Source organism: Palleronia rufa (assembly GCF_000743715.1).
GTDB lineage: Bacteria > Pseudomonadota > Alphaproteobacteria > Rhodobacterales > Rhodobacteraceae > Palleronia > Palleronia rufa.
Genome location: NZ_JQEY01000005.1, coordinates 120,896 through 146,030 on the forward strand (window position 1 = coordinate 120,896; position 25,135 = coordinate 146,030).

The following is a 25,135-nucleotide window of genomic DNA, read 5'->3' on the forward strand; positions in this document are numbered from 1 at the left end:
CTGACTCTCAGGAAACCAAACCGCGGCCCCGTGTATTGGTCGGTCAAGGGGGCGGTAGAACGAGAGAGCAGCCATGATCTTCTGGTCATTCATTTCCTTTGCGATTGCCCTGGTCGCCGGCCTGTTCGGGTTCGGCGGCTCCGCGAGTGCGGCCGCGGGTGTGTTCCAGATCGTGTTCTTTGTCTTTTTCGCGCTGTCGGTCGTCCTCTTCGCTGTGAAGCTTGCGCGCGACCACGAGGCCGGGCGGTTTACCGACGCGGAGTGATCCGCGAGGGGTTTGACGAGGCGAACCCTCCAACCCAAGGACGCAACGATCGCCGCAGCCGATGGTCGGAGATGAGGGACCGGACCGGTTCGATGGTGGTATGACATTCTCTGTCAGAAGACTTCCCGTCCCGGCGCTGTGTGAGGCGCAAGAACCTCTGTGCACGACGGTTCCGCAGTAGAGAGAGCCGGCGGGCCGTTCGGTGGAGGGAAATGCGCCACCTGACTGTCAAGCGGATCCCGCAAGCTCCGCTGACGGTCCGCCGATGATCCCCCCCCCGCGGCCGCCAGCTTCGCGCAGGTCTCAGCCGGCCTTGAGCGGCTCCGTAGACGAGAAAAACATCGCCTGGCTGACGGCGGAGCGGACCTGCTCTTCGGAATAGGGCTTGGCGATCAGAAAGGCCGGTTCCGGCTTGTCGCCGGTCAGGAGCCGCTCCGGGAAAGCGGTGATGAAGATCACCGGCAGATCCCCGAACTGTGCCAGAATATCGTTCACCGCGTCGATGCCGCTGGAGTTGTCGGCCAGCTGGATGTCCGCCAGAATGAGATCGGGCCGGTCCTTGGCCCCAAGATCGACAGCAGCATCGCGAGTGCGGGCGATACCCGTGACACTGTGGCCCATTTCCGAGACGATGGAGTGGATGTCCATGGCGATGATCGCCTCGTCCTCGATGATCATCACCTTGCCGGTCATGGATTTCTCCATCTCTGCGATGGCGATGTCTACCAGGCTGGACGCCTCTTCCGGGGCCAGATCCATCACCCGGCCGATTTCTTCGTGATCGAACCCTTCGATGGTGGACAGAAGCAGCGCCTCTCTGGTGTTGTTCGTCAGCCCCGACATGTGGTCCAGTGCGCGGCTCTCCATCCGGTTCACGGGATCTTCGGTATCGGCTGTGGGCGCCCCGGCGGTGGACCAGATCATGTGGAATGCCCGAAACAGCGCGACCTTGGGGTCGAGCGAGCGCTCGAAGATCGCCGGCTCCTGCAGGATGGCCTCCAGCGTGGCGGCGGCATAGTTGTCCCCGGTCCGTTGCGACCCGGTCAGGGCACGGGCATAACGGCGCAGGAAAGGGAGTTCGTCACCGATGATGTCGGAGAGGTCGATCTGCTCGGCTTTGAAGGACATACGGAGGGCGGCTCCTGAAACTGAATTCACTGGGGAACAAACAGGACCATGCGGCGTTTGTTCCCGTCTCGGGCCGATATATTCTTCACACCACAAGTGGCACCCATCCTTATGTCGAAAGACAAGAAAAAGACATCGAGCTTCATGCAGCAATTCAACGAGAACCTGCGGAAAGTCTACGAGCAGGAGGATGACGTTCCGGACCGTTTCCAGCAATTGCTCCAGCAGTTGAAGGAAAAGGAAAACGAGAAAGACAGGGACGCCCGGAATGACTGAGGTCGCGCATCGCGATCCGCGAGACGAACTGGTCGAGCATCTCGGCGCGCTGCGCGCTTTCGCGATGTCGCTGACGCGGAACTCGGCCGCGGCGGACGATCTGGTGCAGGACACCATCGAGAAGGCGTGGAAGAACATGGACAAGTTCCAGCCGGGCACCAACCTGCGCGCCTGGCTGTTCACCATTCAGCGCAACGCCTTCTATTCGATCCGGCGCAAGGCCAAGCGGGAAGTCGCGGATGTGGACGGGGCGATGGCCGCGTCCCTGTCGGAAAAGCCCGCGCACGACGGGCGGCTGGCGCTCAACGACTTCCGCAAGGCGTTCGAGCAGCTACCCGACGAACAGCGCGAGGCGCTGATGCTGGTCGGCGCCTCCGGCTTTGCCTATGAGGAGGCGGCGGAGATGTGCGGCGTCGCGGTCGGCACGATCAAGAGCCGAGCGAACCGCGGGCGCCGGCGCCTGGCCGAACTCATGGGTCTCGACCCGCATGAAGATCCGGTGATCGGCGACACGACCAACGATTCGGTGATGACGTCGAGCCAATCGCGTCAGGGGTAGGCCATGCTGACTGCGGGACGCGGGATAGACGGGCTCGACCGGCTGGACGTGCGTCTTGTGGCGCTCTTGGGGCTGGCCCTGCTGCCCATCGGCCTGATCGCCATGGTCCAGACCTACCGCGTCATCTCGGAGGCCGACCGCAATGCCCAGGCCGCGCTCACCGGCGCCACTCTGAGCGCGGCGACGGTCGAGCGCGAGACGCTGCTGCGCGTGCGGGGTGGAAGCCAGGTGGCCTCCAAGCTGATTCCCAGCCTTCTGGACACGCCCGGGCTGTGCTCGGACTACATGTCGGATTTCGTCGAGGCATCCGACACTCTGACGTTCGCCGGGTTCGTGAACCGAGAGGGACGGGTCGTTTGCGGCTCGGACGGGGCCGGTGCCGATGTCAGCGGATCGAAGGTATTCCAGGACTTCCGGGCCGATCCGCGCCCCGACATCTCTGCGGTGTTCGGACAGGTCAGCGGCCGCAACGTGCTTGTCGTGACGGAACCGGTCCTGATCCGCGGCGAATTGGCAGGCTACGTTGCACTGTCGGTGCCGCACAGGTCGCTGAGCCTGCCGATGGACGAGAGTCTGGGCCTGTCCCCGATCCTGTCGCTGACCTTCACCGCTGCCGGGCGCTTGCTCTGGGCCCCGGATGAGGGTGACGCGCTGGCGGCGGAATTGCCGGCCGACCAGCCCTTGTCCGCCTTCGCGGCGGCTGGGCCGATGACCATGACGGCCCGGTCCAAAAGCGGCCGCAAGCGGATCTATACCGTAGCCCCGCTGGTGCCGGGAGAGATATATGCCTTGGCGGTCTGGCCGCCGAACGCGACGCGTACCTCCGGGCTGACCGCGGCAAGCGCGATCCTGTTCCCGCTGCTGATGTGGCTGGTGTCTATCGGAGTGGCCTATTTCGCGGTCCACCGTCTGGTCGTACGCCATATCCGCTATCTGCGGCTGAGGATCCGCGCGTTCACAGCCAACCGCCGGATCATGGCGCCGCAATACGGACCCGACACGCCGTCCGACCTGCGAGAGGTGATCGAGGCGTTCCACCAGATGACCGAGCGGATCGTCCGCGACGAGGCGGATCTGGAGAACAACCTGCACGAAAAGGACGTCCTGCTGAAGGAGGTCCACCACCGGGTGAAGAACAATCTCCAGCTTATCGCGTCGATGATGAACATGCAGCTTCGCAAGGCCGAGGAGGGCGAGACGAAATTCGTCCTGCGGCGGTTGCAGGACCGTGTGCTGGGGCTGGCGACGATCCACCGCAATCTCTATCAGGCCACCGTGCTCAGCCGGGTGAACTCCAGCAAGCTGATCCATGAACTGGTGGCGCAATCCGTACGGAGCGCCGATGCGGAAGCGCGCGCCGTGGATCTGCGCGTCGATGTGGATGAGGTCGCGCTCTATCCCGACCAGGCTGTGCCGCTGTCGCTTCTGATCACCGAGACGGTGACCAACGCGCTGAAATACGTCGGCAAGCCCGAGGACGGTCCGGCCTGGATCGAACTGACGCTCCGCACCCAGCCCGACGGGACGGTTCGCCTTTATGTCGCGAACTCCCTGGGGACACCCCTGGGCGACGGGTCGCGTTTTTCCACCGGGCTGGGCACGCAGCTGATCCAGGCCTTCGCGCTCCAGCTCGATGCCGATGCGACGATCGCCGAGGACGACGGGCAGTTCACCGTCGAGGCCGCGTTCCGGCCCAGCCAGTTCGCCGAAGAGCAATGACAGACCGGCCAGAGCCCCTAGATACGGTCCGCTATCTTCTCACCGCAGAAGAGGCATGGCCCGCCTTCGAAGAGGCCGTGCTGGACGCGAAGAGCCGCATCGTCGGCGGGTTCCGCGTCTTCGACCCGGCGACGAAGCTGCGCTCCGAGGCGGGCCGGAAGGTCGGCGACGACTGGTTCGATCTGCTGGTCCATGTCCTGGGCAAGGGGGTGCGGCTGGACCTGATCCTGTCGGATTTCGACCCTATCGTTGCGCCGGACATGCATCAGCTCACGTGGTCCAGCATGCGCAAGTTCGCGGCCCTGCGAGAGGCCGCCGGCCCCGATGCGCGGCTTTCGGTGATCCCGGCCATGCACCCCGCGGAGGCCGGCGCCGTGGCGCAGGTGGCGCTCTGGCCGAAGGTCTGGCAGGAGCTTCACGACGTCCGCGACTGGTTGAACGACCGCCCCCCGGAGGAGCGGCGGACCTGCTTTACGGATCTGCCGGGCACTCACGCCTGGCTCCGGCTCGACGACGAGGGCCGGATCGAGACCCACAGCCCCAGCCCGCCGCCGCTGCATACGGTGTCGCACCACCAGAAGCTGGCCGTCATCGACGGGCACGTTCTCTATATCGGCGGACTCGACCTGAACCCGCGGCGCTACGATACCAAGGTCCACCATCGCGCGGCCGAAGAGACCTGGCACGACGTGCAGATCCTGGTCACCGGCAAGGCCGCCGGCCATGCGGAGGCGCATCTGGACACGATGCTCGACGCCGTGGCCGGACGGGGCGAAATCAGCGCGGACGGCCACGGCTTCTGCCGCACCCTGTCGCGCTGGAAAAAGAACCGGGTTTCCATGGCGCCGGAGATCGTGCGGACATCGATCGCCGACCACACGATGGACCGGGTGTCCCGCGCAACGACCTGCCTGTACTTCGAAACGCAGTTCTTCCGCGACAGGGCACTGGCCGACGCGCTGGCCCGGCGCGCTGGGGAGGTGCCGGACCTGGAAGTGCTGTTCGTCCTGCCGGCCGCGCCAGAGGTCATCGCCTTCGAGAAGCGCACCAAGCTAGACGCGCGCTACGGCGAGTTCCTGCAGGCCGAATGCGTCCGCAAGCTGATGGCCGCCTTCGGCGACCGGGTCTATTTCGCCTCCCCGGCCCAGCGCCGAAGCGCCCGCGCGGGGCTGTGCGACGAGAACGACCGCGCCGTCCATCATGGCGCCCCGTTGATCTACGTGCACGCCAAGGTGTCGGTCTTCGACCGCACATCGGTGCTGGTGAGTTCCGCCAATCTCAACAGCCGATCCCTGCAGTGGGATACGGAGGCGGGCCTGATCCGCGACGATCCCGCATTCGCGCGCACCGTCCTGCAGCGGTCGCTGGCCCACTGGATCCCGGACGCGCCCGTGGACCCCGACGCCCCACTGGTCGGGCAGATCAGGGAAATCGCGGAACTCGACGCCGTGCGCCAGCCAGAAAACCGGTCCAGCTATCTGTTGCCCTACGATGTGACGCGGGCAGAAGCCTTCGGGATGAACCTGCCGGTTCCCGAAGGTCTGGTGTGAGGGAACGATCCGGATACGCGGACGTTTGCGCGCCATGACCATCCTCGATGTCCTGCCGGAGCCGAACGACCGTGCCGGAGAGCCGCGCCGCGTCGGGATCGAGGTCGAATGCGGCGGCCTTCCCGAGGATCGCGTGGCCGAACTTGTCGCGGAAGAGCTGGGCGGCGCGCCGCGGCGCACCGGCGCCTATGTCTGGGAGGTGCCGGGCGGTGAGCTTGGCCGGGTCGAGGTCCTGCTGGACACGGCCATGCGCGACCGCGTGCAGGGGGATGTGGGCCGGGCCGGCCTGGATCTGGGCCGCGCGGTCATTCCCGTGGAGTTCGTCACCCAGCCGATCCTGCCCGGGCAGATTCCCCGGATCGACTCGCTTTGCCGGCGTCTGGCGGCGGCGGGCGCGACCGGCACCCAGGACGGGATCGCGCTGGGGTTCGGCGTTCACCTCAATGTGGCGCTGGCGGGGCTGGATCTGGACGGGATCCAGCCGGTCCTGACCGCCTTTGCCCTGGTCGAGGACTGGATGCGCGCACGGATGCGGCTGGACCCGTCGCGGCGGCTGCTGCCGTTCGTGGACACCTATCCCACGGTGCTGCTGGACCGGCTGTGCGACCCCGAGACGACCTGGACCCTGGCCCGGCTGATGTCGGCCTATCTGGAGACGGCGCCGACCCGGAACCACGCCCTGGACGTTCTGCCGATCCTCAAAGAGATCGACGCCGCGCGCGTGGTCGACGCCGTTCCCGCGATGAAGACGAAGAGCGCGCGACCCGCCTGGCACTACCGCCTGCCGGACTGCCGGATCGACCAGGAGGGCTGGTCGGTGGCGCTGGAATGGAACCGCTGGTGCTGGGTAGAGCGTGTTGCCGCGGATCCCGTCCTGATGCAGCGGCTGGTCACGGCCTGGCGCGACTACCGGCGGCGGCGGATCCCGGTGCCGGGGCAATGGGCCGGAACCTCGGCCGAGATTCTGGACCACGAAGGGACTTTCCCATGAGGCCACGGATCGGCGTGACGACATCGGCGCGGTCGGGCTGGCGGATCTTCCCGCTGGTGGCGTTCAACCTGTGGCTCGCCGGCGGAAAGGGCGTGCGCTGGGTCGCGGGCCGCCCTTCGGACGTGTCGGACGTCGACGGCATCGTGATCGGCGGCGGGGACGACATCTCTCCGGATCTTTACGGCGGGCGGCTCATCAGCTCGTCCCGGCTGGACGCGGAGCGGGATGCGATGGAACAGCTGCTCGTCGCAGAGGCGATGGAGCAGGGCAAGCCGGTCCTGGGCATTTGCCGCGGCTCGCAGATGCTGAACGTGGCGCTGGGCGGGCGGCTGGATCAGGATGCCTACGGGACCTACAAGACGTCCGAGCGGTTCTGGACGATCCTGCCCAGGAAAACCATCGAAGTCGTGCCCGAGACCCGCCTGGGCGACTATTCGGGGACCGAGCCGATGAAGGTCAACGCACTCCACTCCCAGGCAGTCTCCACGCTGGGGCGGGGACTGAGGGTTGCGGCGCGGGACACGGGCGGAATGATCCAGGCCGTGGAGCGGACGGAGGAGCCGTTTGCGTTGGGCGTCCAATGGCACCCGGAGCATTTGTTCTACGCCCGCCGCCAGAGGGCGATCTTTCGCGCTCTGGTCCGGGCGGCGGCGGCCCGTCGGGCGGATGGGGCGCAATTGCCGGAAGTGGACCGCGCCGCCCACGCCTGACCGCCCCTTCAGGCGAACACAAGATGCCCCTGTTCGGGCGCGTTGCGCAGGCGGGTCAGGGCAAGTTCGGTGCCGTCTTCCAGGACCACTTCCGTCAAGGTCAGATCCGGATCGAGAATTACGTCCTCGACCCGACCCAGAAACCCGTCCTCGGCGAATGCTTCCTTACCGATCCAGTCGCCGCTGCGCTCCAATCCTTCGAGCGTGCCGCCGCCGTCGGCCATGAGATCCGAGGCCCCTTCCGGGCCCTTGGGCATCTGCCGGTCGGCGGAAACCGACATTCCGGCCGCCATCATCATCGGCGAGAACGTGTAGCCCAGCGGACCGATGACGAGTGGCGGCAGCGACAGGGCAGGGTCGTGGTCGCCCTGCCATTCCGGCGCGTCGGCGATCTCTTCCGAGGTCATGGAAAGCGGCCAGGTCTCTTCCGACGGGGGGCCGAACCTGTCGATGGCGACCAGAACCTCCCGGCGGTCGAACCAACCGCCGGCATCCAGCGCGACCCGGGCAAGCCTCCGCGTCTGCGCGTCATGGAACAAAGCGCGGACGGGCAACCGCTCGTCGCCCGCGGCGGCCTTGAGCGACAGAAGATGTGTCAACTTGTGAGTCATATTCGCCTCCTTCATGGCCAAAGCGTCGCAGTGGGGCTGGGTTCCGGAACGAATGTCGAAGATCGGCCGTTGCCGCAGGGTAAGCAATTGGAGACGGACGATGGATTTCGCGTGGTTGATACCGTTGCTGGCCCTCATGACGATCATGGCCGGTCTGTGCGTGGCGCTCTGGTCCAAGGAGGCGACGGAACGCCGCAAGAGGCGCGCCGACATCCCGAACTCGTCGCTCGCCGCCGATGGGGACAGTCACCGCAAGGCACCCTGACGCCCGACCGGGCGGCCCGGACCGGAACCGAAGCCGTGCCGTTGCATTGTGCCGGTGACGAAACGCTTGGCTGAAGGAGCCTTATCATGGTGAAGGCAGTGGACACGAACGCCCCGACGACCACGGCGACGAAACCGACCACAGAGGATCTGTCCCGTCAGGTGGAAGCGCTGAAGGCCGACATTTCGCGCCTGACGGAGACGCTGGGCGATTACGGCAAGTCCAAGGGCCGGGCCTATCAGGCCGAGGCAAAGCGGCGCGCCTATGAGTTGCGTGACGAGGCGCAGGGCCATGTGGACGATCTGGAGGCCTATGTGCGCACCAATCCGGCCCAGGCATTGGGCATCGCGGCCGGGATCGGCCTGCTCATCGGTCTTTTCAGCCGGCGCTGAGGCCGATGTTCCAGCCCCAGCTTGCCGCGCTTCGCTTTGCCGCGAAGAGCGCCGCCCGCAGAACCGCCTGGAGCATCGTCGGAGGCCTCTTCCTGCTGGCGGCGCTGTGCTTTTTCACGGTGGCGATCTGGATCTTCTTCGAGGTTCGCTACGGCGCGGCCAATACGGCGGTCGGGTTCGGCCTGGTTTTGACGCTGTTCGGCGCGCTGTCCCTGGCCTATGCCCGGCGACCGCCGCGTGTCGTGCCGAAGCCCGCCGCGCGGCAGATGCAGAACCCCATGAACAGCCCCGCCCTCAGCACCGCGGCAATCCTCAATGCTGTGGTGCTGGGGATAAACGCGGGAAGAGCGGTCCGCCGTCGAGATTGATGGACATGAGATCCCGGCGCAGGCTGTCTGCCGAGAATGGTGCGTCCGATGCGTACATTGTCTTGCCGCCCGGCAGGTCGACCGGGCGCTCTCCGATCACCAGGATCGCCCGTGCGGCGTCCGCCAACTGGCGAAGATGCGGATCCTGCGCCGCGTGGGACCGCTCTGACACCACCAGAAGGTCCAGCGCGTCGAGGCCCGTTGCCGACCGGGCTGCGGCCTTTGGGTTCGAAGCGGTCTCGACCCGGGTGTCCGGTGCAAGGGAGATGATCTCTTCCCGGATGTCCCGGGCGATCAATCCCGATCCGTTAAGTACGATGACATACCGCGTGTTCATGAGCAGACCTTGATTTTCGGCCTAGTGTGGCCTTGACTGGCGCAATCCACAATAAACTGCGACATAGAGGCCCGGATTAACCTATGCCCTTTGCCTGCCACGACTGCCCGCTGCGCCGACTGGATGTGTTCGAGGAGTTTTCCGAAGACGAAGTCCGTTTCATGGAGGGGTTCAAGGCCGGTGAACTGGAGGTCGGGCCGGGCACGCCGATCCTGGTGGAAGGCGCGCGCTCGCCGCAGCTCTTCACCGTGCTGAGCGGTCTCGGTCTTCGCTACAAGACGCTGGAGGACGGTCGCCGGCAGGTCATCAACTTCGTGATGCCCGGCGATTTCCTGGGACTCCAGGCCGCGGTGGGCGGTGAAATGGGCCACAGCGTCGAGGCGGCGACGGACATGCGCCTTTGCGTGTTCCGGCGGTCCGACATCTGGACGCTGTTCAAGAACCATCCCGACCGCGCCTATGACGTCACCTGGATCGCCGCCACCGAAGAGCATTTCCTGGGCGAATCGCTCGCCAGCATCGGCCAGCGCTCGGCGATCGAGCGGATCGCCTGGGGCCTGGTGCAGATCTGGACGCGGGCCGGCGACCTGGACCTGCTGAAGAACGACACGCTGCTGTTTCCGTTCCGTCAGCAGGATCTGGCCGATACGCTGGGCCTGTCTCTGGTTCACACCAACAAGACGCTCGCCAAACTGAAGGAGCGCGGACTGGTGGCCTGGACCGACCGCCGCCTGCGGGTTCTGGACGTGGAGGCGCTGGAACGGATGGCGCTGATGGACCGGTCCGAGATCCATCGCAAGCGGCCGCTGATGTGATCAGTCGCCGACGAACGTGTCCGCCACGGCGGCGCGCCGTTCCCCCATGGGGCGGCTTGGCCCGACGGTGGAATCCTCACGCGTCCTGAGCTCCAGCTCGGCGTTCAGCGCGGCCCCCAGAAGAACCGAAAAGGCGCTGAGATACAGCCACATGAGCAGGGCGATCACGGCGCCCAGCGCGCCGTAGATCTCATTGTAGCGGCCGAAGTTCGACAGGTAATAGCTGAATCCGTAGGAGATTACGCCCCAGATCACCACGGCGACCAGCGCCCCCGGTGTCAGCCACGGCACCCGCGCCTTGCGCCGGTTCGGGCCGAATCGGTAGAGGACACCGATGCCGCCGATCACCACCGCCAGCGCCACCACCCAGCGCACGCTGGCGATCAGCAGCGCGGTGATCGGCCCCAGCGGCAACACCGCCAGGACGATCGGCAGGATGACCACCGACAGCAGGGCCACCAGCGCCACGCCGATGAGCAAAAAGGTCACGCCGAAGGCGGTGGTGATCTGGCGCAGGCCGACGCGGTTCTTTTCGCGGTAGATGGCGTTCAGCCCCCGGATGAGCGCGGCGACCCCGGCGCGCGACGACCACAGCGCGGCGGACAGGGAAATCGCCGTCGCCCACCCCAAGGTCGAACTGTTGGCCGTGATCAGGGACGTGATCTGCTGGTCGATGATGTCGTAGGCGTCGCCCGGAATGAGGCCGCGCATGGTCTCCAGCTGCTCGCGCACCGCGCCGGGATCGGCGAAGAACCCCCAGATAGCGATGATCGCGGCCACGGTGGGAAAGATCGCCAGCATCCCGTAGAACGCGATTCCGGCCGAGATCAGGCCCAGGTTGCTGTCGTTCAGCCCCATGACCACGGCTTTGGAGGCGCCCCACCAGGCCCGCCAGCCAAGGCCGGGAGACAGCGCCGAGGCGCGCTTTGGGGAAGAGGAGGGGACTGCGGGACTCATGGGGCGCAATATAGCGCATCCTTCGGGACGGGCACAGGCGTCCGGAACAGATGCGTCCCTGTACCCCTGAGGACACAGAGTGGCATCCGGCGCGGAATTCTTGGAATCGCCGCAAGGAGTGACTACACTAGAATCATGCCCCGCGCCGGGGCCATGCGGCGCTCTGTCAAGGAGGACGATGTCCTGTCTCTTACGCATGTCGCCGTCGATGACGGCTTTGCACCGCGGTCCGACGGCTTGACTGCCGGGGCCGACACTCTGCCGGACAGCCAGGAGCTGCTGGCCCATATCCTGAAATCCCTGGACGACGACAAGGCCGACGATGTCGTGCAGATCGACCTGCGCGGCAAGTCCGAGATCGCGGATTACATGATCGTGTGCACCGGCCGCTCGACCCGCCAGGTGGTGTCGATCAGCGACAAGCTGATGGAGCGGCTCAAGCAGGACCATGGCGTGTCCAGCAAGGCAGAAGGCAAGGATGCCGGCGACTGGGTGCTGATCGACGCGGGCGACGTGATCGTGCATGTCTTCCGCCCCGAGGTACGGGAGTTCTACCAGCTGGAGAAGATGTGGCTGAGCCCGGAGCAGGCCGCGGCCCGCTTCTGACGTGAGGCTGCGCATCTGCGCGGTGGGCCGGATCCGCTCTGGCCCGGAACGCGCGCTGATCGACGATTACGTGGCCCGGTTCGACCGGACCGGGCGCGGCCTCTCGCTGGGTCCGCTCGAAGAGGTCGAGGTCGAGACCCGCAAGGCGAGCGGGCGGGATGCCGAGGCCGAGGCCCTGTCACGCGCCATTCCCGAAGGCGCCCTGATCGCGGTCCTGGACGAACGGGGCAAGACGCTCAGCTCACCCGACCTTGCGGGCCGGCTGGCGGAATGGCGCGACCAGGGGCGCGGCGATGCCGCGTTCGTCATCGGGGGTGCGGATGGGCTTGCGCCGGCCCTGCGCGACCGTTCCGACCTGGCGATTTCCTTCGGGCCGATGGTCTGGCCGCACATGCTGGCGCGCGTCATGCTGGCCGAACAGCTCTACCGCGCCGTTTCCATCCTGGGCGGAAGCCCCTATCACCGGGATTAGGTTGTTCCGTTGCCGCACGCTTGTCGGTAGAACTCCGCACATCCAACCCTGAGGATCCGCCATGCCCAGCCCGAAACCCGTCGTTCTTTGCATCCTCGATGGCTGGGGCGACCGCGACACGGCGGAGGCGAACGCACCGGCCCAGGCCGACACGCCCAATTTCGACCGGATCCGCGCGGCGGGGCCATCGTCGCAGCTTGTGACCCACGGCCCCGATGTCGGGCTGCCCAAGGGGCAGATGGGCAATTCGGAGGTCGGCCACACCAATATCGGGGCGGGCCGCGTGGTGGCGATGGACCTGGGCCAGATCGACCTGGCGATCGAGGACGGATCGTTCTTCGAGAACGGCGCGCTGCAGGGGTTCATCGCCAATCTCAGCGCCTCCGGCGGAACGGCGCATCTTCTGGGCGTCGCGTCCGACGGCGGGGTGCATGGCCATCTCCGCCACATCGCCGCCGCCGCCCGCGCGATCCACGACGCGGACGTTCCCGTGGTCGTCCACGCCTTCACCGACGGGCGCGACGTGGCGCCGCAATCGGCCCTGGGGTTTCTGGACGACCTGATGGCGGACCTGCCCGACGGCGTGACCGTCGGCACCGTGACGGGCCGGTATTTCGCCATGGACCGCGACAACCGCTGGGACCGGGTCCGGACCGCCTATCGGGCCATGGTGCTGGGCCGCGGCGAGGCGCAGGCCGAGACGCCGCAGGCCGCGGTCCGCCAGTCCTACGACGCCGGCAAGACCGATGAGTTCATCGCCGCCACGGTCGTCGGGGACTATGGGGGCATGGCCGATGGCGACGGGGTGTTCTGCCTGAACTTCCGCGCCGACCGTGTGCGGGAGATCCTGCGCGCCGTGGGGCAGCCGGACTTTTCGGACTTCCCCGTGGAGGGACGCCCCGACTTCGCCGCCCGCCTGGGGATGGTCGAATACAGCGACGCCCATAACGACTGGTTCTCGACCGTTTTCCCCGCGCGCAAGCTGGTGAACACCCTGGGGGAATGGGTGGCCAGGCATGGCCTGCGCCAGTTCCGCCTGGCCGAGACGGAGAAATACCCCCACGTGACCTTCTTTCTGAACGGCGGGCGAGAGACTCCGCAGGAGGGGGAGGACCGCGCCATGCCGAAGTCGCCCGACGTCGCCACCTACGACATGCAGCCGGAGATGAGCGCGCCGGAGGTGACCGACCGCTTCGTGGAGGCGATAGAGGCGGGATACGATCTGATCGTATGCAACTACGCCAACCCGGACATGGTCGGCCACACCGGGGACCTGGACGCCGCCAGGGGGGCCTGCGAGGCGGTGGACCGCGGCCTTGGGCGCGTGCTCGACGCGCTGGGGGCGGCGGGCGGCGCGATGATCGTCACCGCCGACCACGGCAATTGCGAAACCATGGTGGATCCGGAAACCGGCGGGCCGCATACCTCGCACACGATGAATCCGGTGCCCTGTATCCTGGTCGGCGGCCCGGACGGCGCGGCGCTGGCCGACGGGCGGCTGTCCGACCTTGCGCCGACCCTGCTCGAACTCATGGGGCTGGAGACGCCAGAGGAAATGACCGGACGGAGCCTGATCCGCCGATGAGGCCTCCACCGCCTGCGACGATCCGTTTCCGCGGATCGCTGCCTGACGACAAGAATGTGATGGTCCCGGAGCGCGCCGGAGGATACCTGACGGTATTCCCCGGTCCGGCGGCGGTCTAGGGTGCCGCGACGGCGCGGCGATGAGATCGGCCGACGGGCGGCGCCCGGGCGTGCCGGGACGTGAGAGATGAAGGGCCTGCGACACGGCCGGCCACCGGATCCCGCCATGCGGTTCGGGTCCGACAGAGGATGAGGCAGAGATGAAGAATTTCGCACTTGCCGCGATCGGAGGCACGCTTGCCGGAGTCGTTCTGACCACCCAGGTCGCCGGCCCGCTGATCGCGCAGGAGACACGGGACAACACCACCGTTTATGAGCAGCTCGACCTTTTCGGCGACATTTTCGAGCGGATCCGTGCCCAATACGTCGAGGAAGTGTCGGAGAAAGACCTGATCGAGGCCGCCATAGACGGGATGCTGACCTCACTCGATCCGCATTCCAGCTACCTGTCGCCCGACGACGCCGAGCGGATGCGCACCCAGACCCGCGGCGAGTTCGGCGGGCTGGGCATCGAGGTGACGCAGGAGGACGGCTTCGTGAAGGTCGTCTCGCCCATGGACGGCACCCCGGCGGACGAGGCCGGGATGCAGGCCGGCGACTTCATCACCCATGTGGACGGCGAAAGCCTGCTGGGTCTGACCCTGGACGACGCGGTGGAAATGATGCGCGGTCCCATCGGCTCGGAGATCGTCATCACCGTGGTCCGCGAGGGCGAGGACGAGCCCTTCGACGTCTCCATCGTCCGCGACACCATAGAGCTGACCGCCGTGCGCGGCCGGCTGGAAGGCGACACGGTGGTTCTGCGGGTCATCACCTTCTCCGACCAGACCTATCCCAAGCTGGAAGAGGAATTGAACGCCCAGGTCGAGGCGGTCGGCGGCATGGACAAGGTGAACGGCTTCGTGCTGGACCTGCGCAACAACCCCGGCGGCCTGCTGACGCAGGCGATCAAGGTGTCGGACGCCTTCCTGAACGAGGGTGAGATCGTCTCGACCCGTGGCCGCGACCAGTCCGACAGCGACCGGGTCAACGCCACCGAGGGCGACCTTACGGAAGGCAAGCCGATGGTGGTGCTCATCAACGGCGGATCGGCCTCCGCGTCGGAGATCGTCGCCGGCGCGCTCCAGGATCACCGCCGGGCCATCGTCGTGGGCACCAAATCCTTCGGCAAGGGATCCGTGCAGACGGTCATGCCGCTGCGCGGCGATGGCGCCATGCGCCTGACCACGGCGCGCTACTACACGCCGTCCGGCCGGTCGATCCAGGCGCTGGGCGTGTCGCCCGACATCGTGGTGCAGCAACCGCCGGTCGATCCCGCCGCCGCGCCGGAGGATGAGAACGCGGATCTGCCGGTGATGCCGAGCCGGTCCGAGGCCGACCTCCGCGGTGCGCTCGACAACGATTCGCTGAGCGAGGACGAGCAGAACATCATCCGCGACGAACAGCAGGCCGCCGAGGATGCCGCCAAGCTGCGCGAGGAGGACTATCAGCTGGCCTATGCCATCGACATCCTCAAGGGTTTCCTGGCTCTCAACACCGAGCGGACGGGCGCCGGCCAGTGACCGTCCGCCGCGAGGATCTGCCCTATCGGCCCTGCGCCGGCGTGGTGCTGGTCAACGCGGATGGCCACGTTTTCGCCGGGCGCCGGATCGACCATGCCGCCGGCGCCTGGCAGATGCCCCAGGGCGGAATCGATCCCGGCGAATCGGTGCGCGAGGCCGCCCTGCGGGAGCTTGAAGAGGAAACCGGCCTGTCCCGCGATCTGGTCGAGGTCGCCGACGAGATGGAGGACTGGGTTCACTACGATCTGCCGGATGATCTGCTGGGCCGGATCTGGAATGGCAAGTACCGGGGACAAAAGCAGAAATGGCTGCTCTGCCGGTTCCGGGGCCAGGATGGCGACGTGAATATCGCGACGCCCCAGCCAGAGTTCAGCGCCTGGACCTGGATGGCCTGGCCGGATCTGGTGAAACAGATCGTGCCCTTCAAGCAATCGGTCTATCGGGCCGTGTTCGAACGGTTCGGGGACATGCTGTGATCCGGCGCGCCCTGTTTCTGTCGCTGGCGATCGCCTGGTCGGGACCAGCCTGGGCGCTGTCTTGCCTTCGGCCGACCGTGGCCGACACCACCGCCCGGGCCGTCGCGTCGGACGATACGTTCCGGATCGTCTTGGGGCGGTTCGAATCCGCGCCGGTGCCGCCGCCGGCGAATGGTGCGCCGCAGGCGGCCCAGCGCCGCGCGGCGTTCGAAGGCACGGCGCTGACCGCGGAAACGGCGGGAGATGTCATGCTCCGCTTCGGTTGCACGGGGGCGTGATGCGGGTCTCTGGAGCCGGGGCGCTGACGCTCGCCTAACGGGTGCGGGAGGGCGGCACATGGGTGCTCGATGCCGGCGCCGGTCAGACAGCGCGGCAGGGCCCGACGCTTACGGCGTGACCGCGATGCGAAAATCTGCGCCCAGAGTCCCGCGACGCCGATGAATGCACCACGGATGTCCGCGCAGCCGATGCGCGCGGTGACCTGCCACGGGATTTTTCCTTCATGAGGAAACGATCGAGATACTCAGAAGAACAGATCGGGATTCCGACCGAACATGAGGCGGGCGCGAACTGCGCCGGCCTGTGCCGCAAGCACGGGATGTCGGAAGGCTCCTTCTACGCCTGGAAGGCTGAGTTCGGTGGGATGCCAGACGGCTGAAAGCGCTTGCGGACGGGAAGACCAAGCTGAAGAAGCTGCTGGCGGAGCAGATGCTCGATGCGGCGGCGACGAAGGAGTTGCTGGCAAAAAAATGGTAAGGCCCACCGTCGAGCGTGAAGCCGTCGCGCATGTGCGGACCCGGTCGGGTCTGTCGGATCGGCGGGCCCGCCGGATCGTCGGGGCGGACCGCAAGACGGTCCGGTATCGGTCGTGCCCGCCACCGGAGGCGGAGCGGCTGCGCGATCTGGCAAATGAACGTCGCCGGTTCGGGTATAGGCGCCTGTTCGTGCTGCTGCGCCGGGAGAAAGAGGTGTCCGGGATCGACCGCATCTACCGGCCCTACCGAGAGGAAGGGCTGGCCGTGCGCAAACGCCGTGCCCGGCGCAGGGCCATCGGCACATGTGCCCCGATCCCGGTCGAGGCGCGGCCCAACGCCCGCTGGTCGCTCGATTTCGTCCACGATCGGCTGGCCTGCGGCCGCCGGTTCCGCGTCCTGAACGTCGTCGACGACGCGACCCGGGACTGTCTCGCGGCGCTACCGGACACATCGATCTCCGGACAGCGTGTTGCCCGGGACCTGGGCCGTCCGATCGCGCGACGCGGCACCCCGGGCATGATCGTGTCCGACAATGGCACCGAACTGACCGGCAACGCGATCTTAACCTTTGCCGCCACACGGGGCATCGAGCGGCATTCATCGCGCCAGGCAAGCCCATGCAGAACGGGTTCGTCGAGAGTTTCGACGGACGGATGCGAGACGCGCTATCGAACGAGACCATGTTCCGAAGCATGCCCCACGCCCGCGACAGGGTTCGAGCCCGGGCGACGGATAACAACGAAGAACGGCCCCGTCCGGCCCTCGGATCCCGAACGCCCGACGCGCTTGCCGAGCGCCTCTCCACCGCAACCGACACCGGCGCTGCGCGAGATGAAAGCCCCGCGCCGCTACCGGTCGCTCACATCGCGCCAACCGGCGTATCAACCAACCGGACACCGGTTCCGCATGGATGAAAGTTCAGTGGCAGGTCAGCGGCGCTTTGGCGCCCATCGGGGATCGCCAGGAAGACACCGTCACCGCCCGAAGATGCTGCCCAGCACGTCGGTGATGATCTTCTCCGCCACCTGTCCCACGTTCTGCGGCTGCTGGTCGGGCACGCGACCGATCAGCCGGTCGTCCGGAGAGCGGGCGATCTGCCGGTCGCCCTCTGTCTGCGGGGCGGGTGCGGGGGTGGGCGCCTTGGGGCGCTGCATCGGCAGGTCGCGGACCGGCAGGCCGTCCTGGACGCGGGTCATGGTCTCTTGCCATATCTCTGCGGGCAGGCCGCCACCGGTGACGCCGGTCAGGGGGCTGTTGTCGTCGTAGCCCATCCACACGCCCGTCACGTAATCGGCCGTGAACCCCAGGAACCACGCGTCGCGCGCGCCCTGCGTCGTTCCGGTCTTGCCGCCAGCGGGGCGTCCGGGAAGGCGCGCGCGCACACCGGTTCCCTCTTCGATGACCTTGGACATCATATAGACCAGCTGCTGTGCCGCGTCCTGAGAGATCACGCGCTCTCCCATGCCGCCCTCCTGACCGATCAGCGCAGTGTCGTCGCCGCGCACGCGCAAATCGACGATTCCGTAGGGCTCTACCGACGTGCCTCCGTTCAGGATCCCGGCATAGGCGCCGGTCATTTCGAGCAATGTGGATTCCGACACCCCCAGGGCCAGGGACGGCCCCGCGGCCAGGTCGTTGTCGATGCCGAAATCGGAGGCGATCCGGCGCACGTTGTCGCGGCCCACGGCCTCCGACACCTTCACCGTCGGAATGTTCAGCGAATTTTCCAGCGCCTGTACCAGGGTCACCGTGCCGCGATACCGGCGGTCGTAATTCTGCGGCGACCAGTTGCCCGAACCGGGGATCGACATGGTCAGCGGCTCGTCCACGATGGTGTCGAGCGGTGAATAGCCCATTTCCAGGGCCGTGGCGTAGACGAACGGCTTGAAGGCCGATCCGGTCTGCCGCTTGGCCATGATCGCGCGGTTGAACTGGCCGGCGACGCCCTTGAACTTGCGCCCGCCGACCATGGCGCGCACGGCACCGTCCGCGGACATCACCACGATGGCCGCCTGGGCCTTCGATCCATCCCGGACCTTGTCGGCGAACGTGTCGCGCAAGGCGCTCTCGGCAGCCGTCTGGATGCGCGGGTCGAAGGTCGTGCTCAGGATCACGTCCTCGGTGGTCTTGCTGGTCAGGAAGTCCGGCCCCGATGACATCACCCAGTCGGCGAAATATCCGCCGGCGCGGGCTTCCGCGGCCTCCGACAGCTGGGCGGGGTTGTCGCGGGCAAAGGCCGCCTCGGCGGGGGTCAGGAACCCCTGCTCCTCCATCAGACCGACGATCACCGACGCGCGGTCCTGGCTGCGTTGCAGGTCGGCGGTCGGCGCGTAGCGGGTCGGCGCGACGAGAAGACCGGCCAGCATCGCCGCCTCCGCGGGGTCCACGGTGTTGGCGGACTTGCCGAAATAGCGCTGTGCCGCGGCCTCGAACCCGCGCGACCCGGCGCCCAGGAACACGCGGTTCATGTAGATGGTGAGGATCTCGTCCTTGGAGTACTTGGCCTCCATGGCCATGGCGTAGACCGCCTCCTTGGCCTTGCGCCAGAGCGAGGATTCGCGGCAATCGGCCTCATAGGCGGTCTCTGAGTCCCATTTGTCGGGATCGTAGGGCACGCCGAGGCAGAGCAGCTTGGCGGTCTGCTGGGTCAGCGTCGAGCCGCCGTGCCCGGACAGCGGGCCGCGACCTTCCCGCAGGTTGATTTTAACCGCAGAGGCGACGCCGATCGGGTCCACGCCGGGATGGTTGTAGAACCGCCGGTCCTCTGTCGCGATGACCGCGTTCTTGAGGTTGGGCGACACGGTGGCGGCGGTGATCTGACCGCCGAACTGTTCCCCGCGCCAGGCGAAGATCTCTCCGCTGCGATCCAGGATCGTCACCGACCCGCGCGACCGTCCGTCCAGAATCGCGTCGGGAGACGGAAGGGTGGAGTAGACGTAGAGCACCGCGGCACCCAGGATCAGCCCGGCCACCAGCGCCGCGCGCCAGGCCAGGCGCATGACCAGCCGCAGCGCCCAGACGAAGGGCAGCGCGATCCAGCCCAGAAGCGACCTGGGCCGGCGCGCGCGCGGTCTGGACCGGGTCGCCTTCCGACGCCGGGTGGGTGCGGATGTCTTCGGTTTGCGCCCTTTGGACGGGCGCCGGGACGCCACAAGGGGGGGTCGTGCCATGACCGTTCCCGTCATTTGCAACTGCTGCTCTGCTTTGCAGCATAGCGCGGCAGATGGGGCGAGAGAACCGGCCATGCAACCCGCTGCGGATTCTCCGGCGCACAATAATTAGGCAAAAGGCTGAATTTGCGCATAAGTTGTTCAAAATGCGCCGTGCCACGGGTTGCCCGCCTGTCGCCGCGCTTGTCCTTGGTCCCGCGCGGCGTGTCTCTGACAGCCAAGGCCATCGCGCCTGTCGCGTCATCGACAAGGGGACAGATGTGAAACTCATCATTGCAGCGATCAAGCCGTTCAAGCTGGAGGAGGTCCGCGAGGCGCTGACCGCCATCGGCGTGCGCGGCATGATGGTAACAGAGATCAAGGGCTTCGGCTCGCAGTCCGGGCACACGGAAATCTACCGCGGCGCGGAGTATGCGGTGAACTTCGTGCCCAAGATCAAGCTGGAGATCGTGGTCACGTCGGACATGGCCGAGCAGGTCGTGGAGACCGTCGCCAAGACGGCCAAGACCGACAAGATCGGCGACGGCAAGATCTTCGTCCTCGATGTCCAGGGCGCGACCCGCGTGCGGACGGGCGAAACAGACGCCGATGCCATCTAAGGCCCTGGGAAGGAAACGGAAAAACAAGATGAAACTCATGAATCGCACGCTTATGACGGCCGCGCTGGCACTGGTGCCGGCCGCTGCCTTCGCCCAGGAGGCCGCCGAGGCGACAGCGCCCGACAACGCCTTCATCTTCAACACGCTGCTGTTTCTGATCGGGGGCTTCCTGGTCTTCTGGATGGCGGCGGGGTTCGCGATGCTCGAAGCCGGCCTCGTGCGCTCGAAGAACGTCACGATGCAGCTTCTCAAGAACATCTCGCTCTTTTCGATTGCGGCGATCATGTACTGGATCGTTGGCTACAGGCTCATGTATCCGGGCGATGGCTGGACCGTCGCGGGCTATATCGGCACGCTGTTCTCGCCCTATGCCGTCAATGTCGAACCCGACCTGGCGACCGGCTATTCCGTGGCGTCCGACTTCTTTTTCCAGCTCATGTTCTGCGCCACCACCGCGTCGATCGTGTCGGGCACCCTGGCAGAGCGCATCAAGCTCTGGCCGTTCCTGATCTTCGTGGTCGTGCTTACCGGCTTCATCTACCCGATCGAGGCGTCCTGGCAGTGGGGCGGCGGCTGGCTGTCCGAGATGGGCTTTTACGATTTCGCCGGCTCGACCCTTGTCCATGCGACCGGGGGCTTCGCCGCCCTGGCCGGCGCGCTCGTCCTCGGCTCGCGGATCGGCAAGTTCAAGGATGGCAAGGTCCACCCCATGCCGGGCTCTAACCTTGCCTTTGCCACGCTGGGCACGTTCATCCTGTGGCTGGGCTGGTTCGGCTTCAACGGCGGCTCGGAGCTTGCGCTGGGTGCCGAGGCAAGCGCGAACAACGTCTCGATCATCTTCGCCAACACCAACATGGCGGCGGCCTCCGGGGCGGTGGCCGCGCTGCTCCTGACGCAGGCGCTCTACGGCAAGCCGGACCTCACGATGGTTCTGAACGGCGCGCTGGGGGGGCTGGTCTCGATCACGGCCGGACCGCTCGACCCCACGCTTTTCGGGGCGCTGTGGATCGGTGCCGTCGGTGGCGTGATCGTCGTGCTTTCCGTGCCGATGCTCGACCGGATGAGGATCGACGACGTGGTCGGCGCCATTCCGGTCCACCTGTTCGCGGGTATCTGGGGGACGATGGTGGTGCCGGTCTACACGGCAGAGGCAAGCTTCGTGACGCAATTCGTGGGCGTGGCCGCCATAGGTGTCTTCGTCTTCGTGGTGAGCCTTGTGGTGTGGGTGATTCTGAACGCCACGATGGGGCTGCGCGTCAGCGAAGAGGCCGAGATCAACGGCCTCGACATCGCCGAGCTTGGCATGGAAGCCTATCCGGAGTTCAGCACGAGCTGAGCCCAGGAGAGCCGCGGCGGGCGTCCTCCTCCCCGCCCGCCGCGCGCGAAGAAGGCTCGGGTCGCCTGATCCGGGCCTTTTCCCTTGCGGCGGGCGGGGGCGCGCGCCGTTCTGCAGGTGCCTCAAGAAATAGGGCCGCGATGGCCCCGTGGGTCGCACCAGTGTCATGGGTTGCCTGCCGCCTGCGTTTCGGACTCCTGGCGAAAACGACGCCCGTTTACCCTATGCGGGGATCTGCGCTGGTGTCGTCCTACCGGGCCCGAAGGGCGGGGTCGTCGCACGTCCACCGGTGCCTGCGGCCTGTCCGCGCCGATGTCGCGGGCTGGGCGGCCGGCTACTCCTGCATGGTTTTCTTGGCCGCGCCGGACATGAAATCGACGCCGATATAGGGTTTCTTCGCCGCCTTCCACGCCGCGAACCCGCCTTCGAGATGGGCGATGGGGTCGTAGCCGCCTTCCGACGCGATCTTCGCCATCCGTTCTGATCGCAGCCCTCCAGCGCAGTGCAGCACGATCCGTTTGCCGTCCTGGGTCGGCAGGCAGTCCGAGCGGAAGAACGGCATCGGCATCAGCAGCGCGCCCTCGATATGCTCGGTGGCGAACTCACCCGGGCTGCGCACGTCGATGACGACGATCTCGCCCTTGGCCAGTCCGCGCTCGACCTCGTCCGGGGTCCAGCGCTCGAACGTACCGGTTTCGATCTGCTCGCTGTCCATGGGATCCTCCCTTTCGCTACCGAAAAAGAGGGTAATCCGTATCGCCGGTCTCTCAAGCGCAGGTCTGGGCGATGGCGGCCGCCAGGACGGGAACGGTGTCGGCGTTCAGGCCGGCGATGTTCACCCGGCTGTCGGAGACCATGTAGACGCCGTGCTCGCGGCGCATCGTTTCGACCAGATCGGCATCGAGCCCCAGGCGCGAGAACATGCCCCGGTGCCGGGCCACGAAATCGAACCGGTCCGAATTGGTGCGCTGGCGCAACTCATCGGCCAGGCTCTGGCGCAGGGCCAGCATCCCGGTGCGCATCCCTTCCAGTTCCGCCTGCCAGTCGGCGCGCAGCCCCGGATCGGTCAAGACCGTGGTCACCGCGCGGGCGCCGTGATCGGGCGGAAACGAGTAGTTCTGCCGGTTGAGGTGGTTCATGTTGCCCTGCACGGTCTTGCGGTCGGCCGCGTCGCAGGTCGCGAAGAGGATCCCCACGCGGTCGCGGTAGACGCCGAAGTTCTTCGAGCATGACGCGCCCACCAGCATCTCCGGCTGGGTCGCGGCCAGATGGCGTACGCCCACGGCGTCGGCATCCAGGCCGTCGCCGAAGCCCTGATAGGCGATGTCGACGAAGGGTGTCGCCCTCTTCGCCAGCAGCAGATCCGCGACCCGGTGCCACTGATCTTCGGTCAGGTTTGCGCCGGTCGGGTTGTGGCAGCAGCCATGGAGCAGGACCACGTCGCCCGCCGCCACGCCGCCGTCCAGGTCGGCCATCATCCCGTCGAAATCGACCCCGCCCGTGGCAGCGTCGAAATAGGGATACTCCGAGAACGGCTGACCGACGGTCCTGAGGATCGACAGGTGGTTCGGCCAGGTCGGGGCAGAGACCCAGAACCGCGCGTCCGGGTTGGCCATGCGCACCAGATCGACGCCCTGCCGGAAGGCGCCGGTACCCCCCGGCGTCGCCAGGCCCGCCACCCGGTCGGCGGCGACGCTTTCGGCCAGCACCAGGTCGCGCATGGCATCGGCGAAGGCCGCGTCGCCGCCAAGGGCCACGTAGCTCTTGGTGGTTTCCGTCTGGAGCAGGCGATCCTCGGCGGTCTTGATCGCGCGCATGATCGGCGTGCGACCGGCGGCGTCCTTGTAGACGCCCACGCCCAGGTCCAGCTTGTCGTCGCGCGGATCCTCCCTGTAGCTCTGCATGAGCATCAGGATCTTGTCCGCCGGTTGGTCCTTGAGATTGCCAAGCATCAGCTTGCTCCCGTTGCGACTGGCAGGTCGCCGAACGCGCCCCATTCGGCCCATGATCCGTCGTAGAGCGACCAGGCGTCATGCCCGACACGCGCCAGCCCCAGCGCCAGCACCGCGGCGGTGATGCCGGATCCGCAGGTGGTGATGACCGGGCGTCTGAGGTCCACCCCGGCGTTCTCGAAGGCGGCGCGCAGGGCGTCCGGGTCCTTCATCGTGCCGTCCTTCGACAGCAGCTCACCGAAGGGCAGGTTCCTGGAGCCCGGAATATGTCCCGCCCGCAGTCCCGGCCTGGGTTCGGGCACCTCGCCGCGGAACCGCTCGGGCGCGCGGGCATCCAGGATCTGCTCGGCCAGCTTCGAGGCCTCGGCCACCTGGGTCACGTCGCGCAAAAGCGCGTTGTGGCGGCTGACGGTCATGTGGCGGTCGCGGATGACGGGGGGCATGTCCTCGGTCGCGCGGCCCTCTGCCAGCCATTTCGGCAGCCCGCCGTCCAGAACCGCCACGTCCGTCTTGCCCATCAGCCTGAACAGCCACCAGACCCGCGGCGCGGAGAAGATGCCGGCCGAATCGTAGATCACCACCTGATGGCCGTCGCCCACGCCCATGGCCCTGAGCCGCGACATGAACTTTTCCGCCGGCGGAGCCATGTGCGGCAGATCCGACCGCGCGTCCGAAATCTCGTCTATGTCGAAGAACCGCGCGCCGGGGATGTGGCGGTCCGCGAACTCGGCCCGGGCGTCGCGGCCCGCGTCGGGCATGTGCCATGAGGCGTCGATGATGCGCAGGTCGGGGTCGTCCAGGTGGCGGGCAAGCCAGTCGGTCGAGACGAGCGTTTTCGGATCGTCGGTCATGGGCGCTCCTCGGGCGGCATGAAAGGTCCGGAAAAGCGGTAGTATCGGGGGATTGGCCTGGCAAGCGGGCATTCGGGGAAACGCAAGAACGTGCATCGCCGGGGCAGGGCGCACGCACGAAACGTTCAAGAGACGGGCGCGGGCACCCCGGGCCCGGGGCGCAGCGCGCGAATCGGCGCGCGGGTCAGCCGTGCTCCTTCAGAAGGCGCTGCTTCTGGCGCTGCCAGTCGCGTTTCGCCGCCGTCTCTCGCTTGTCGGGGGCCTTCTTGCCCTTGGCGATGCCGATCTTGAGCTTGGCGATGCCGCGATGGTTGAAGTAGAGCACCAGCGGCACCAGCGTCATGCCCTTGCGCTGGGTTTCCGACCACAGGTTGGCCAGTTCCTTGCGGTTGACCAGCAGCTTGCGCCGGCGCCGGTCCTCATGGCCGAACATCGCCTGGTCGTAGGGGGCGATGTAGGCGTTCACCAGCCACAGCTCTCCGTCGTCCACGGTGGCGTAGCTTTCGGCGATGTTTGATTGCCCGGTGCGCAGGGATTTGACCTCGGACCCCTGAAGCTGGATGCCGCATTCCAGGTCGTCCGCGATGGCGTAGTCGTAGCGCGCGCGCCGGTTCTCGGCGATCACCTTGTAGTTCGGATTGTCGCTGGGCTTGGCCATGCCATCGATCTAGGGAGGCCCGCCCGCCCTGTCCACCACCTGTCGGCATCGCATGCACCGCGCGTGCGCGGGGCGTGCCCCCCCCCCCGTGCCGACCCGGTCGTCAGGGCG

30 protein-coding genes and 1 pseudogene are annotated in these 25,135 nt (G+C 66.9%); 22 read left to right on the forward strand and 9 right to left on the reverse strand.

Features of this window, described 5'->3' with window-relative positions:
- Window positions 1-73 precede the first annotated feature (73 nt).
- Window positions 74-265 carry a DUF1328 family protein gene (locus tag KW83_RS09125; protein WP_051928395.1) on the forward strand — a complete coding sequence of 64 codons (192 nt, stop codon included), beginning with the start codon at window positions 74-76 and terminating at the stop codon, window positions 263-265.
- A 303-nt stretch (window positions 266-568) separates the two neighbouring features.
- Here KW83_RS09125 and KW83_RS09130 read toward each other — a convergent pair whose 3' ends face one another.
- Window positions 569-1,393 carry a response regulator gene (locus tag KW83_RS09130; protein WP_036177652.1) on the reverse strand — a complete coding sequence of 275 codons (825 nt, stop codon included), beginning with the start codon at window positions 1,391-1,393 and terminating at the stop codon, window positions 569-571.
- A 111-nt stretch (window positions 1,394-1,504) separates the two neighbouring features.
- Between KW83_RS09130 and KW83_RS20550 the strand changes: the two genes are divergently transcribed.
- From KW83_RS20550 to KW83_RS09160, 6 genes are read left to right on the forward strand one after another with little or no spacing between them, the layout of a single operon-like run.
- The gene (locus KW83_RS20550) at window positions 1,505-1,669 is read left to right on the forward strand and encodes a NepR family anti-sigma factor (RefSeq protein WP_235191396.1); all 165 of its coding nucleotides are present in this window, start codon (window positions 1,505-1,507) and stop codon (window positions 1,667-1,669) included.
- Entirely contained in the window at window positions 1,662-2,228 is a 567-nt protein-coding gene (locus KW83_RS09140) for an RNA polymerase sigma factor (RefSeq protein ID WP_036177656.1), read from the forward strand. The genes KW83_RS20550 and KW83_RS09140 overlap by 8 nt, the downstream gene beginning before the upstream one ends.
- A gap of 3 nt (window positions 2,229-2,231) precedes the next feature.
- A complete protein-coding gene (locus tag KW83_RS09145; RefSeq protein WP_051928396.1) occupies window positions 2,232-3,947 on the forward strand; it encodes a sensor histidine kinase in 1,716 nt (571 codons plus the stop codon).
- Complete coding sequence (locus tag KW83_RS09150; protein ID WP_036177658.1) at window positions 3,944-5,497, forward strand: phospholipase D-like domain-containing protein; 1,554 nt, start codon at window positions 3,944-3,946, stop codon at window positions 5,495-5,497. Before KW83_RS09145 ends, KW83_RS09150 begins: the two co-directional genes overlap by 4 nt.
- Before the next feature lie 34 nt (window positions 5,498-5,531).
- Complete coding sequence (locus tag KW83_RS09155) at window positions 5,532-6,488, forward strand: amidoligase family protein (protein WP_036177660.1); 957 nt, start codon at window positions 5,532-5,534, stop codon at window positions 6,486-6,488.
- On the forward strand, window positions 6,485-7,198 hold the full coding sequence (locus tag KW83_RS09160) for a gamma-glutamyl-gamma-aminobutyrate hydrolase family protein (RefSeq protein WP_036177662.1): 714 nt from the start codon (window positions 6,485-6,487) through the stop codon (window positions 7,196-7,198). The genes KW83_RS09155 and KW83_RS09160 overlap by 4 nt, the downstream gene beginning before the upstream one ends.
- A gap of 8 nt (window positions 7,199-7,206) precedes the next feature.
- Here KW83_RS09160 and KW83_RS09165 read toward each other — a convergent pair whose 3' ends face one another.
- Window positions 7,207-7,809 carry a PRC-barrel domain-containing protein gene (locus KW83_RS09165; protein ID WP_036177665.1) on the reverse strand — a complete coding sequence of 201 codons (603 nt, stop codon included), beginning with the start codon at window positions 7,807-7,809 and terminating at the stop codon, window positions 7,207-7,209.
- Between the two features lie 100 nt (window positions 7,810-7,909).
- On the opposite strand from KW83_RS09165, the gene KW83_RS20930 reads away from it, so the two are divergent.
- The 3 genes from KW83_RS20930 (at window position 7,910) to KW83_RS09175 (ending at window position 8,834) form a co-directional block, all read left to right on the forward strand.
- A complete protein-coding gene (locus tag KW83_RS20930) occupies window positions 7,910-8,074 on the forward strand; it encodes a hypothetical protein (protein ID WP_161785473.1) in 165 nt (54 codons plus the stop codon).
- 86 nt (window positions 8,075-8,160) lie between these two features.
- On the forward strand, window positions 8,161-8,466 hold the full coding sequence (locus tag KW83_RS09170) for a DUF883 family protein (protein ID WP_036177666.1): 306 nt from the start codon (window positions 8,161-8,163) through the stop codon (window positions 8,464-8,466).
- Between the two features lie 5 nt (window positions 8,467-8,471).
- A complete protein-coding gene (locus tag KW83_RS09175; protein WP_036177668.1) occupies window positions 8,472-8,834 on the forward strand; it encodes a hypothetical protein in 363 nt (120 codons plus the stop codon).
- On the opposite strand, the gene KW83_RS20555 is transcribed toward KW83_RS09175, so the two are convergent.
- Window positions 8,779-9,171 (reverse strand): hypothetical protein, encoded by a 393-nt coding sequence (locus tag KW83_RS20555; RefSeq protein WP_152563540.1) that lies wholly within the window; start codon window positions 9,169-9,171, stop codon window positions 8,779-8,781. The two genes, KW83_RS09175 and KW83_RS20555, sit on opposite strands and share 56 nt — an antisense overlap.
- 83 nt (window positions 9,172-9,254) lie before the next feature.
- Here KW83_RS20555 and KW83_RS09180 point away from each other — a divergent pair, with 83 nt between their 5' ends.
- Window positions 9,255-9,986 carry a Crp/Fnr family transcriptional regulator gene (locus KW83_RS09180; protein WP_036177670.1) on the forward strand — a complete coding sequence of 244 codons (732 nt, stop codon included), beginning with the start codon at window positions 9,255-9,257 and terminating at the stop codon, window positions 9,984-9,986.
- Here the strand turns inward: KW83_RS09180 and KW83_RS09185 are convergent, their stop codons facing one another.
- Complete coding sequence (locus KW83_RS09185; protein ID WP_081904536.1) at window positions 9,987-10,943, reverse strand: YihY/virulence factor BrkB family protein; 957 nt, start codon at window positions 10,941-10,943, stop codon at window positions 9,987-9,989.
- Window positions 10,944-11,078: 135 nt separating this feature from the next.
- On the opposite strand from KW83_RS09185, the gene rsfS reads away from it, so the two are divergent.
- From rsfS to KW83_RS21905, 9 genes and pseudogenes are all read left to right on the forward strand, one after another.
- The gene (gene rsfS / locus KW83_RS09190) at window positions 11,079-11,549 is read left to right on the forward strand and encodes a ribosome silencing factor (protein ID WP_081904537.1); all 471 of its coding nucleotides are present in this window, start codon (window positions 11,079-11,081) and stop codon (window positions 11,547-11,549) included.
- A gap of 1 nt (window position 11,550) precedes the next feature.
- Window positions 11,551-12,021: a 23S rRNA (pseudouridine(1915)-N(3))-methyltransferase RlmH gene (rlmH, locus tag KW83_RS09195; protein ID WP_036177672.1), complete on the forward strand. Its 471-nt coding sequence runs from the start codon at window positions 11,551-11,553 to the stop codon at window positions 12,019-12,021.
- Window positions 12,022-12,082: 61 nt separating this feature from the next.
- Window positions 12,083-13,606 (forward strand): 2,3-bisphosphoglycerate-independent phosphoglycerate mutase, encoded by a 1,524-nt coding sequence (gpmI, locus tag KW83_RS09200; RefSeq protein WP_036177674.1) that lies wholly within the window; start codon window positions 12,083-12,085, stop codon window positions 13,604-13,606.
- Between the two features lie 259 nt (window positions 13,607-13,865).
- Window positions 13,866-15,227, forward strand: coding sequence for a S41 family peptidase (locus KW83_RS09205; protein WP_036177682.1), 1,362 nt, complete (start codon window positions 13,866-13,868; stop codon window positions 15,225-15,227).
- Window positions 15,224-15,703 (forward strand): RNA pyrophosphohydrolase, encoded by a 480-nt coding sequence (locus tag KW83_RS09210; RefSeq protein ID WP_036177684.1) that lies wholly within the window; start codon window positions 15,224-15,226, stop codon window positions 15,701-15,703. Before KW83_RS09205 ends, KW83_RS09210 begins: the two co-directional genes overlap by 4 nt.
- Entirely contained in the window at window positions 15,700-15,981 is a 282-nt protein-coding gene (locus tag KW83_RS09215) for a hypothetical protein (RefSeq protein ID WP_036177686.1), read from the forward strand. The genes KW83_RS09210 and KW83_RS09215 overlap by 4 nt, the downstream gene beginning before the upstream one ends.
- Window positions 15,982-16,205: 224 nt before the next feature.
- On the forward strand, window positions 16,206-16,361 hold the full coding sequence (locus KW83_RS21895) for a transposase (protein ID WP_407667853.1): 156 nt from the start codon (window positions 16,206-16,208) through the stop codon (window positions 16,359-16,361).
- A gap of 91 nt (window positions 16,362-16,452) precedes the next feature.
- A pseudogene (locus KW83_RS21900) lies at window positions 16,453-17,016 on the forward strand (DDE-type integrase/transposase/recombinase); the annotation flags it as partial.
- Window positions 16,908-17,372: an integrase core domain-containing protein gene (locus KW83_RS21905; protein ID WP_407667855.1), complete on the forward strand. Its 465-nt coding sequence runs from the start codon at window positions 16,908-16,910 to the stop codon at window positions 17,370-17,372. The pseudogene KW83_RS21900 and the gene KW83_RS21905, both read left to right, overlap by 109 nt.
- A 60-nt stretch (window positions 17,373-17,432) precedes the next feature.
- On the opposite strand, the gene KW83_RS09225 is transcribed toward KW83_RS21905, so the two are convergent.
- Complete coding sequence (locus KW83_RS09225; protein ID WP_235191397.1) at window positions 17,433-19,628, reverse strand: transglycosylase domain-containing protein; 2,196 nt, start codon at window positions 19,626-19,628, stop codon at window positions 17,433-17,435.
- 260 nt (window positions 19,629-19,888) lie between these two features.
- Between KW83_RS09225 and KW83_RS09230 the strand changes: the two genes are divergently transcribed.
- Together KW83_RS09230 and amt are read left to right on the forward strand one after the other, a co-directional pair.
- Complete coding sequence (locus KW83_RS09230) at window positions 19,889-20,227, forward strand: P-II family nitrogen regulator (RefSeq protein ID WP_036177690.1); 339 nt, start codon at window positions 19,889-19,891, stop codon at window positions 20,225-20,227.
- 28 nt (window positions 20,228-20,255) lie between these two features.
- Window positions 20,256-21,563, forward strand: a complete 1,308-nt coding sequence (amt, locus tag KW83_RS09235) for an ammonium transporter (protein WP_036177692.1) — start codon at window positions 20,256-20,258, stop codon at window positions 21,561-21,563.
- 334 nt (window positions 21,564-21,897) lie between these two features.
- On the opposite strand, the gene KW83_RS09240 is transcribed toward amt, so the two are convergent.
- From KW83_RS09240 to smpB, 4 genes are all read right to left on the reverse strand, one after another.
- Window positions 21,898-22,278, reverse strand: a complete 381-nt coding sequence (locus tag KW83_RS09240; RefSeq protein WP_036177694.1) for a rhodanese-like domain-containing protein — start codon at window positions 22,276-22,278, stop codon at window positions 21,898-21,900.
- 52 nt (window positions 22,279-22,330) lie between these two features.
- Complete coding sequence (locus KW83_RS09245) at window positions 22,331-23,515, reverse strand: amino acid aminotransferase (protein ID WP_036177696.1); 1,185 nt, start codon at window positions 23,513-23,515, stop codon at window positions 22,331-22,333.
- A complete protein-coding gene (sseA, locus tag KW83_RS09250; RefSeq protein WP_036177698.1) occupies window positions 23,515-24,366 on the reverse strand; it encodes a 3-mercaptopyruvate sulfurtransferase in 852 nt (283 codons plus the stop codon). The genes KW83_RS09245 and sseA overlap by 1 nt, the downstream gene beginning before the upstream one ends.
- Window positions 24,367-24,550: 184 nt before the next feature.
- Window positions 24,551-25,024, reverse strand: a complete 474-nt coding sequence (smpB, locus tag KW83_RS09255; protein WP_036177700.1) for an SsrA-binding protein SmpB — start codon at window positions 25,022-25,024, stop codon at window positions 24,551-24,553.
- Window positions 25,025-25,135: the final 111 nt, after the last annotated feature.

Bases quoted from the DNA above. Each gene is read 5' to 3' on its own strand.
- KW83_RS09155 (WP_036177660.1), top strand. From the start codon at position 5,532: ATGACCATCCTCGATGTCCTGCCGGAGCCGAACGACCGTGCCGGAGAG.
- smpB (WP_036177700.1), bottom strand. From the start codon at position 25,024: ATGGCCAAGCCCAGCGACAATCCGAACTACAAGGTGATCGCCGAGAAC.
- KW83_RS09165 (WP_036177665.1), bottom strand. From the start codon at position 7,809: ATGACTCACAAGTTGACACATCTTCTGTCGCTCAAGGCCGCCGCGGGC.
- KW83_RS20550 (WP_235191396.1), top strand. From the start codon at position 1,505: ATGTCGAAAGACAAGAAAAAGACATCGAGCTTCATGCAGCAATTCAAC.
- KW83_RS09170 (WP_036177666.1), top strand. From the start codon at position 8,161: ATGGTGAAGGCAGTGGACACGAACGCCCCGACGACCACGGCGACGAAA.
- KW83_RS09185 (WP_081904536.1), bottom strand. From the start codon at position 10,943: ATGAGTCCCGCAGTCCCCTCCTCTTCCCCAAAGCGCGCCTCGGCGCTG.
- KW83_RS09150 (WP_036177658.1), top strand. From the start codon at position 3,944: ATGACAGACCGGCCAGAGCCCCTAGATACGGTCCGCTATCTTCTCACC.
- KW83_RS09245 (WP_036177696.1), bottom strand. From the start codon at position 23,515: ATGCTTGGCAATCTCAAGGACCAACCGGCGGACAAGATCCTGATGCTC.
- KW83_RS21895 (WP_407667853.1), top strand. From the start codon at position 16,206: ATGAGGAAACGATCGAGATACTCAGAAGAACAGATCGGGATTCCGACC.
- sseA (WP_036177698.1), bottom strand. From the start codon at position 24,366: ATGACCGACGATCCGAAAACGCTCGTCTCGACCGACTGGCTTGCCCGC.
- KW83_RS09125 (WP_051928395.1), top strand. From the start codon at position 74: ATGATCTTCTGGTCATTCATTTCCTTTGCGATTGCCCTGGTCGCCGGC.
- KW83_RS09145 (WP_051928396.1), top strand. From the start codon at position 2,232: ATGCTGACTGCGGGACGCGGGATAGACGGGCTCGACCGGCTGGACGTG.
- KW83_RS20555 (WP_152563540.1), bottom strand. From the start codon at position 9,171: ATGAACACGCGGTATGTCATCGTACTTAACGGATCGGGATTGATCGCC.
- gpmI (WP_036177674.1), top strand. From the start codon at position 12,083: ATGCCCAGCCCGAAACCCGTCGTTCTTTGCATCCTCGATGGCTGGGGC.
- KW83_RS09130 (WP_036177652.1), bottom strand. From the start codon at position 1,393: ATGTCCTTCAAAGCCGAGCAGATCGACCTCTCCGACATCATCGGTGAC.
- KW83_RS09205 (WP_036177682.1), top strand. From the start codon at position 13,866: ATGAAGAATTTCGCACTTGCCGCGATCGGAGGCACGCTTGCCGGAGTC.
- KW83_RS09140 (WP_036177656.1), top strand. From the start codon at position 1,662: ATGACTGAGGTCGCGCATCGCGATCCGCGAGACGAACTGGTCGAGCAT.
- KW83_RS09180 (WP_036177670.1), top strand. From the start codon at position 9,255: ATGCCCTTTGCCTGCCACGACTGCCCGCTGCGCCGACTGGATGTGTTC.
- KW83_RS09175 (WP_036177668.1), top strand. From the start codon at position 8,472: ATGTTCCAGCCCCAGCTTGCCGCGCTTCGCTTTGCCGCGAAGAGCGCC.
- KW83_RS09240 (WP_036177694.1), bottom strand. From the start codon at position 22,278: ATGGACAGCGAGCAGATCGAAACCGGTACGTTCGAGCGCTGGACCCCG.
- KW83_RS20930 (WP_161785473.1), top strand. From the start codon at position 7,910: ATGGATTTCGCGTGGTTGATACCGTTGCTGGCCCTCATGACGATCATG.
- KW83_RS09225 (WP_235191397.1), bottom strand. From the start codon at position 19,628: ATGGCACGACCCCCCCTTGTGGCGTCCCGGCGCCCGTCCAAAGGGCGC.
- KW83_RS09160 (WP_036177662.1), top strand. From the start codon at position 6,485: ATGAGGCCACGGATCGGCGTGACGACATCGGCGCGGTCGGGCTGGCGG.
- amt (WP_036177692.1), top strand. From the start codon at position 20,256: ATGAAACTCATGAATCGCACGCTTATGACGGCCGCGCTGGCACTGGTG.
- rsfS (WP_081904537.1), top strand. From the start codon at position 11,079: ATGCCCCGCGCCGGGGCCATGCGGCGCTCTGTCAAGGAGGACGATGTC.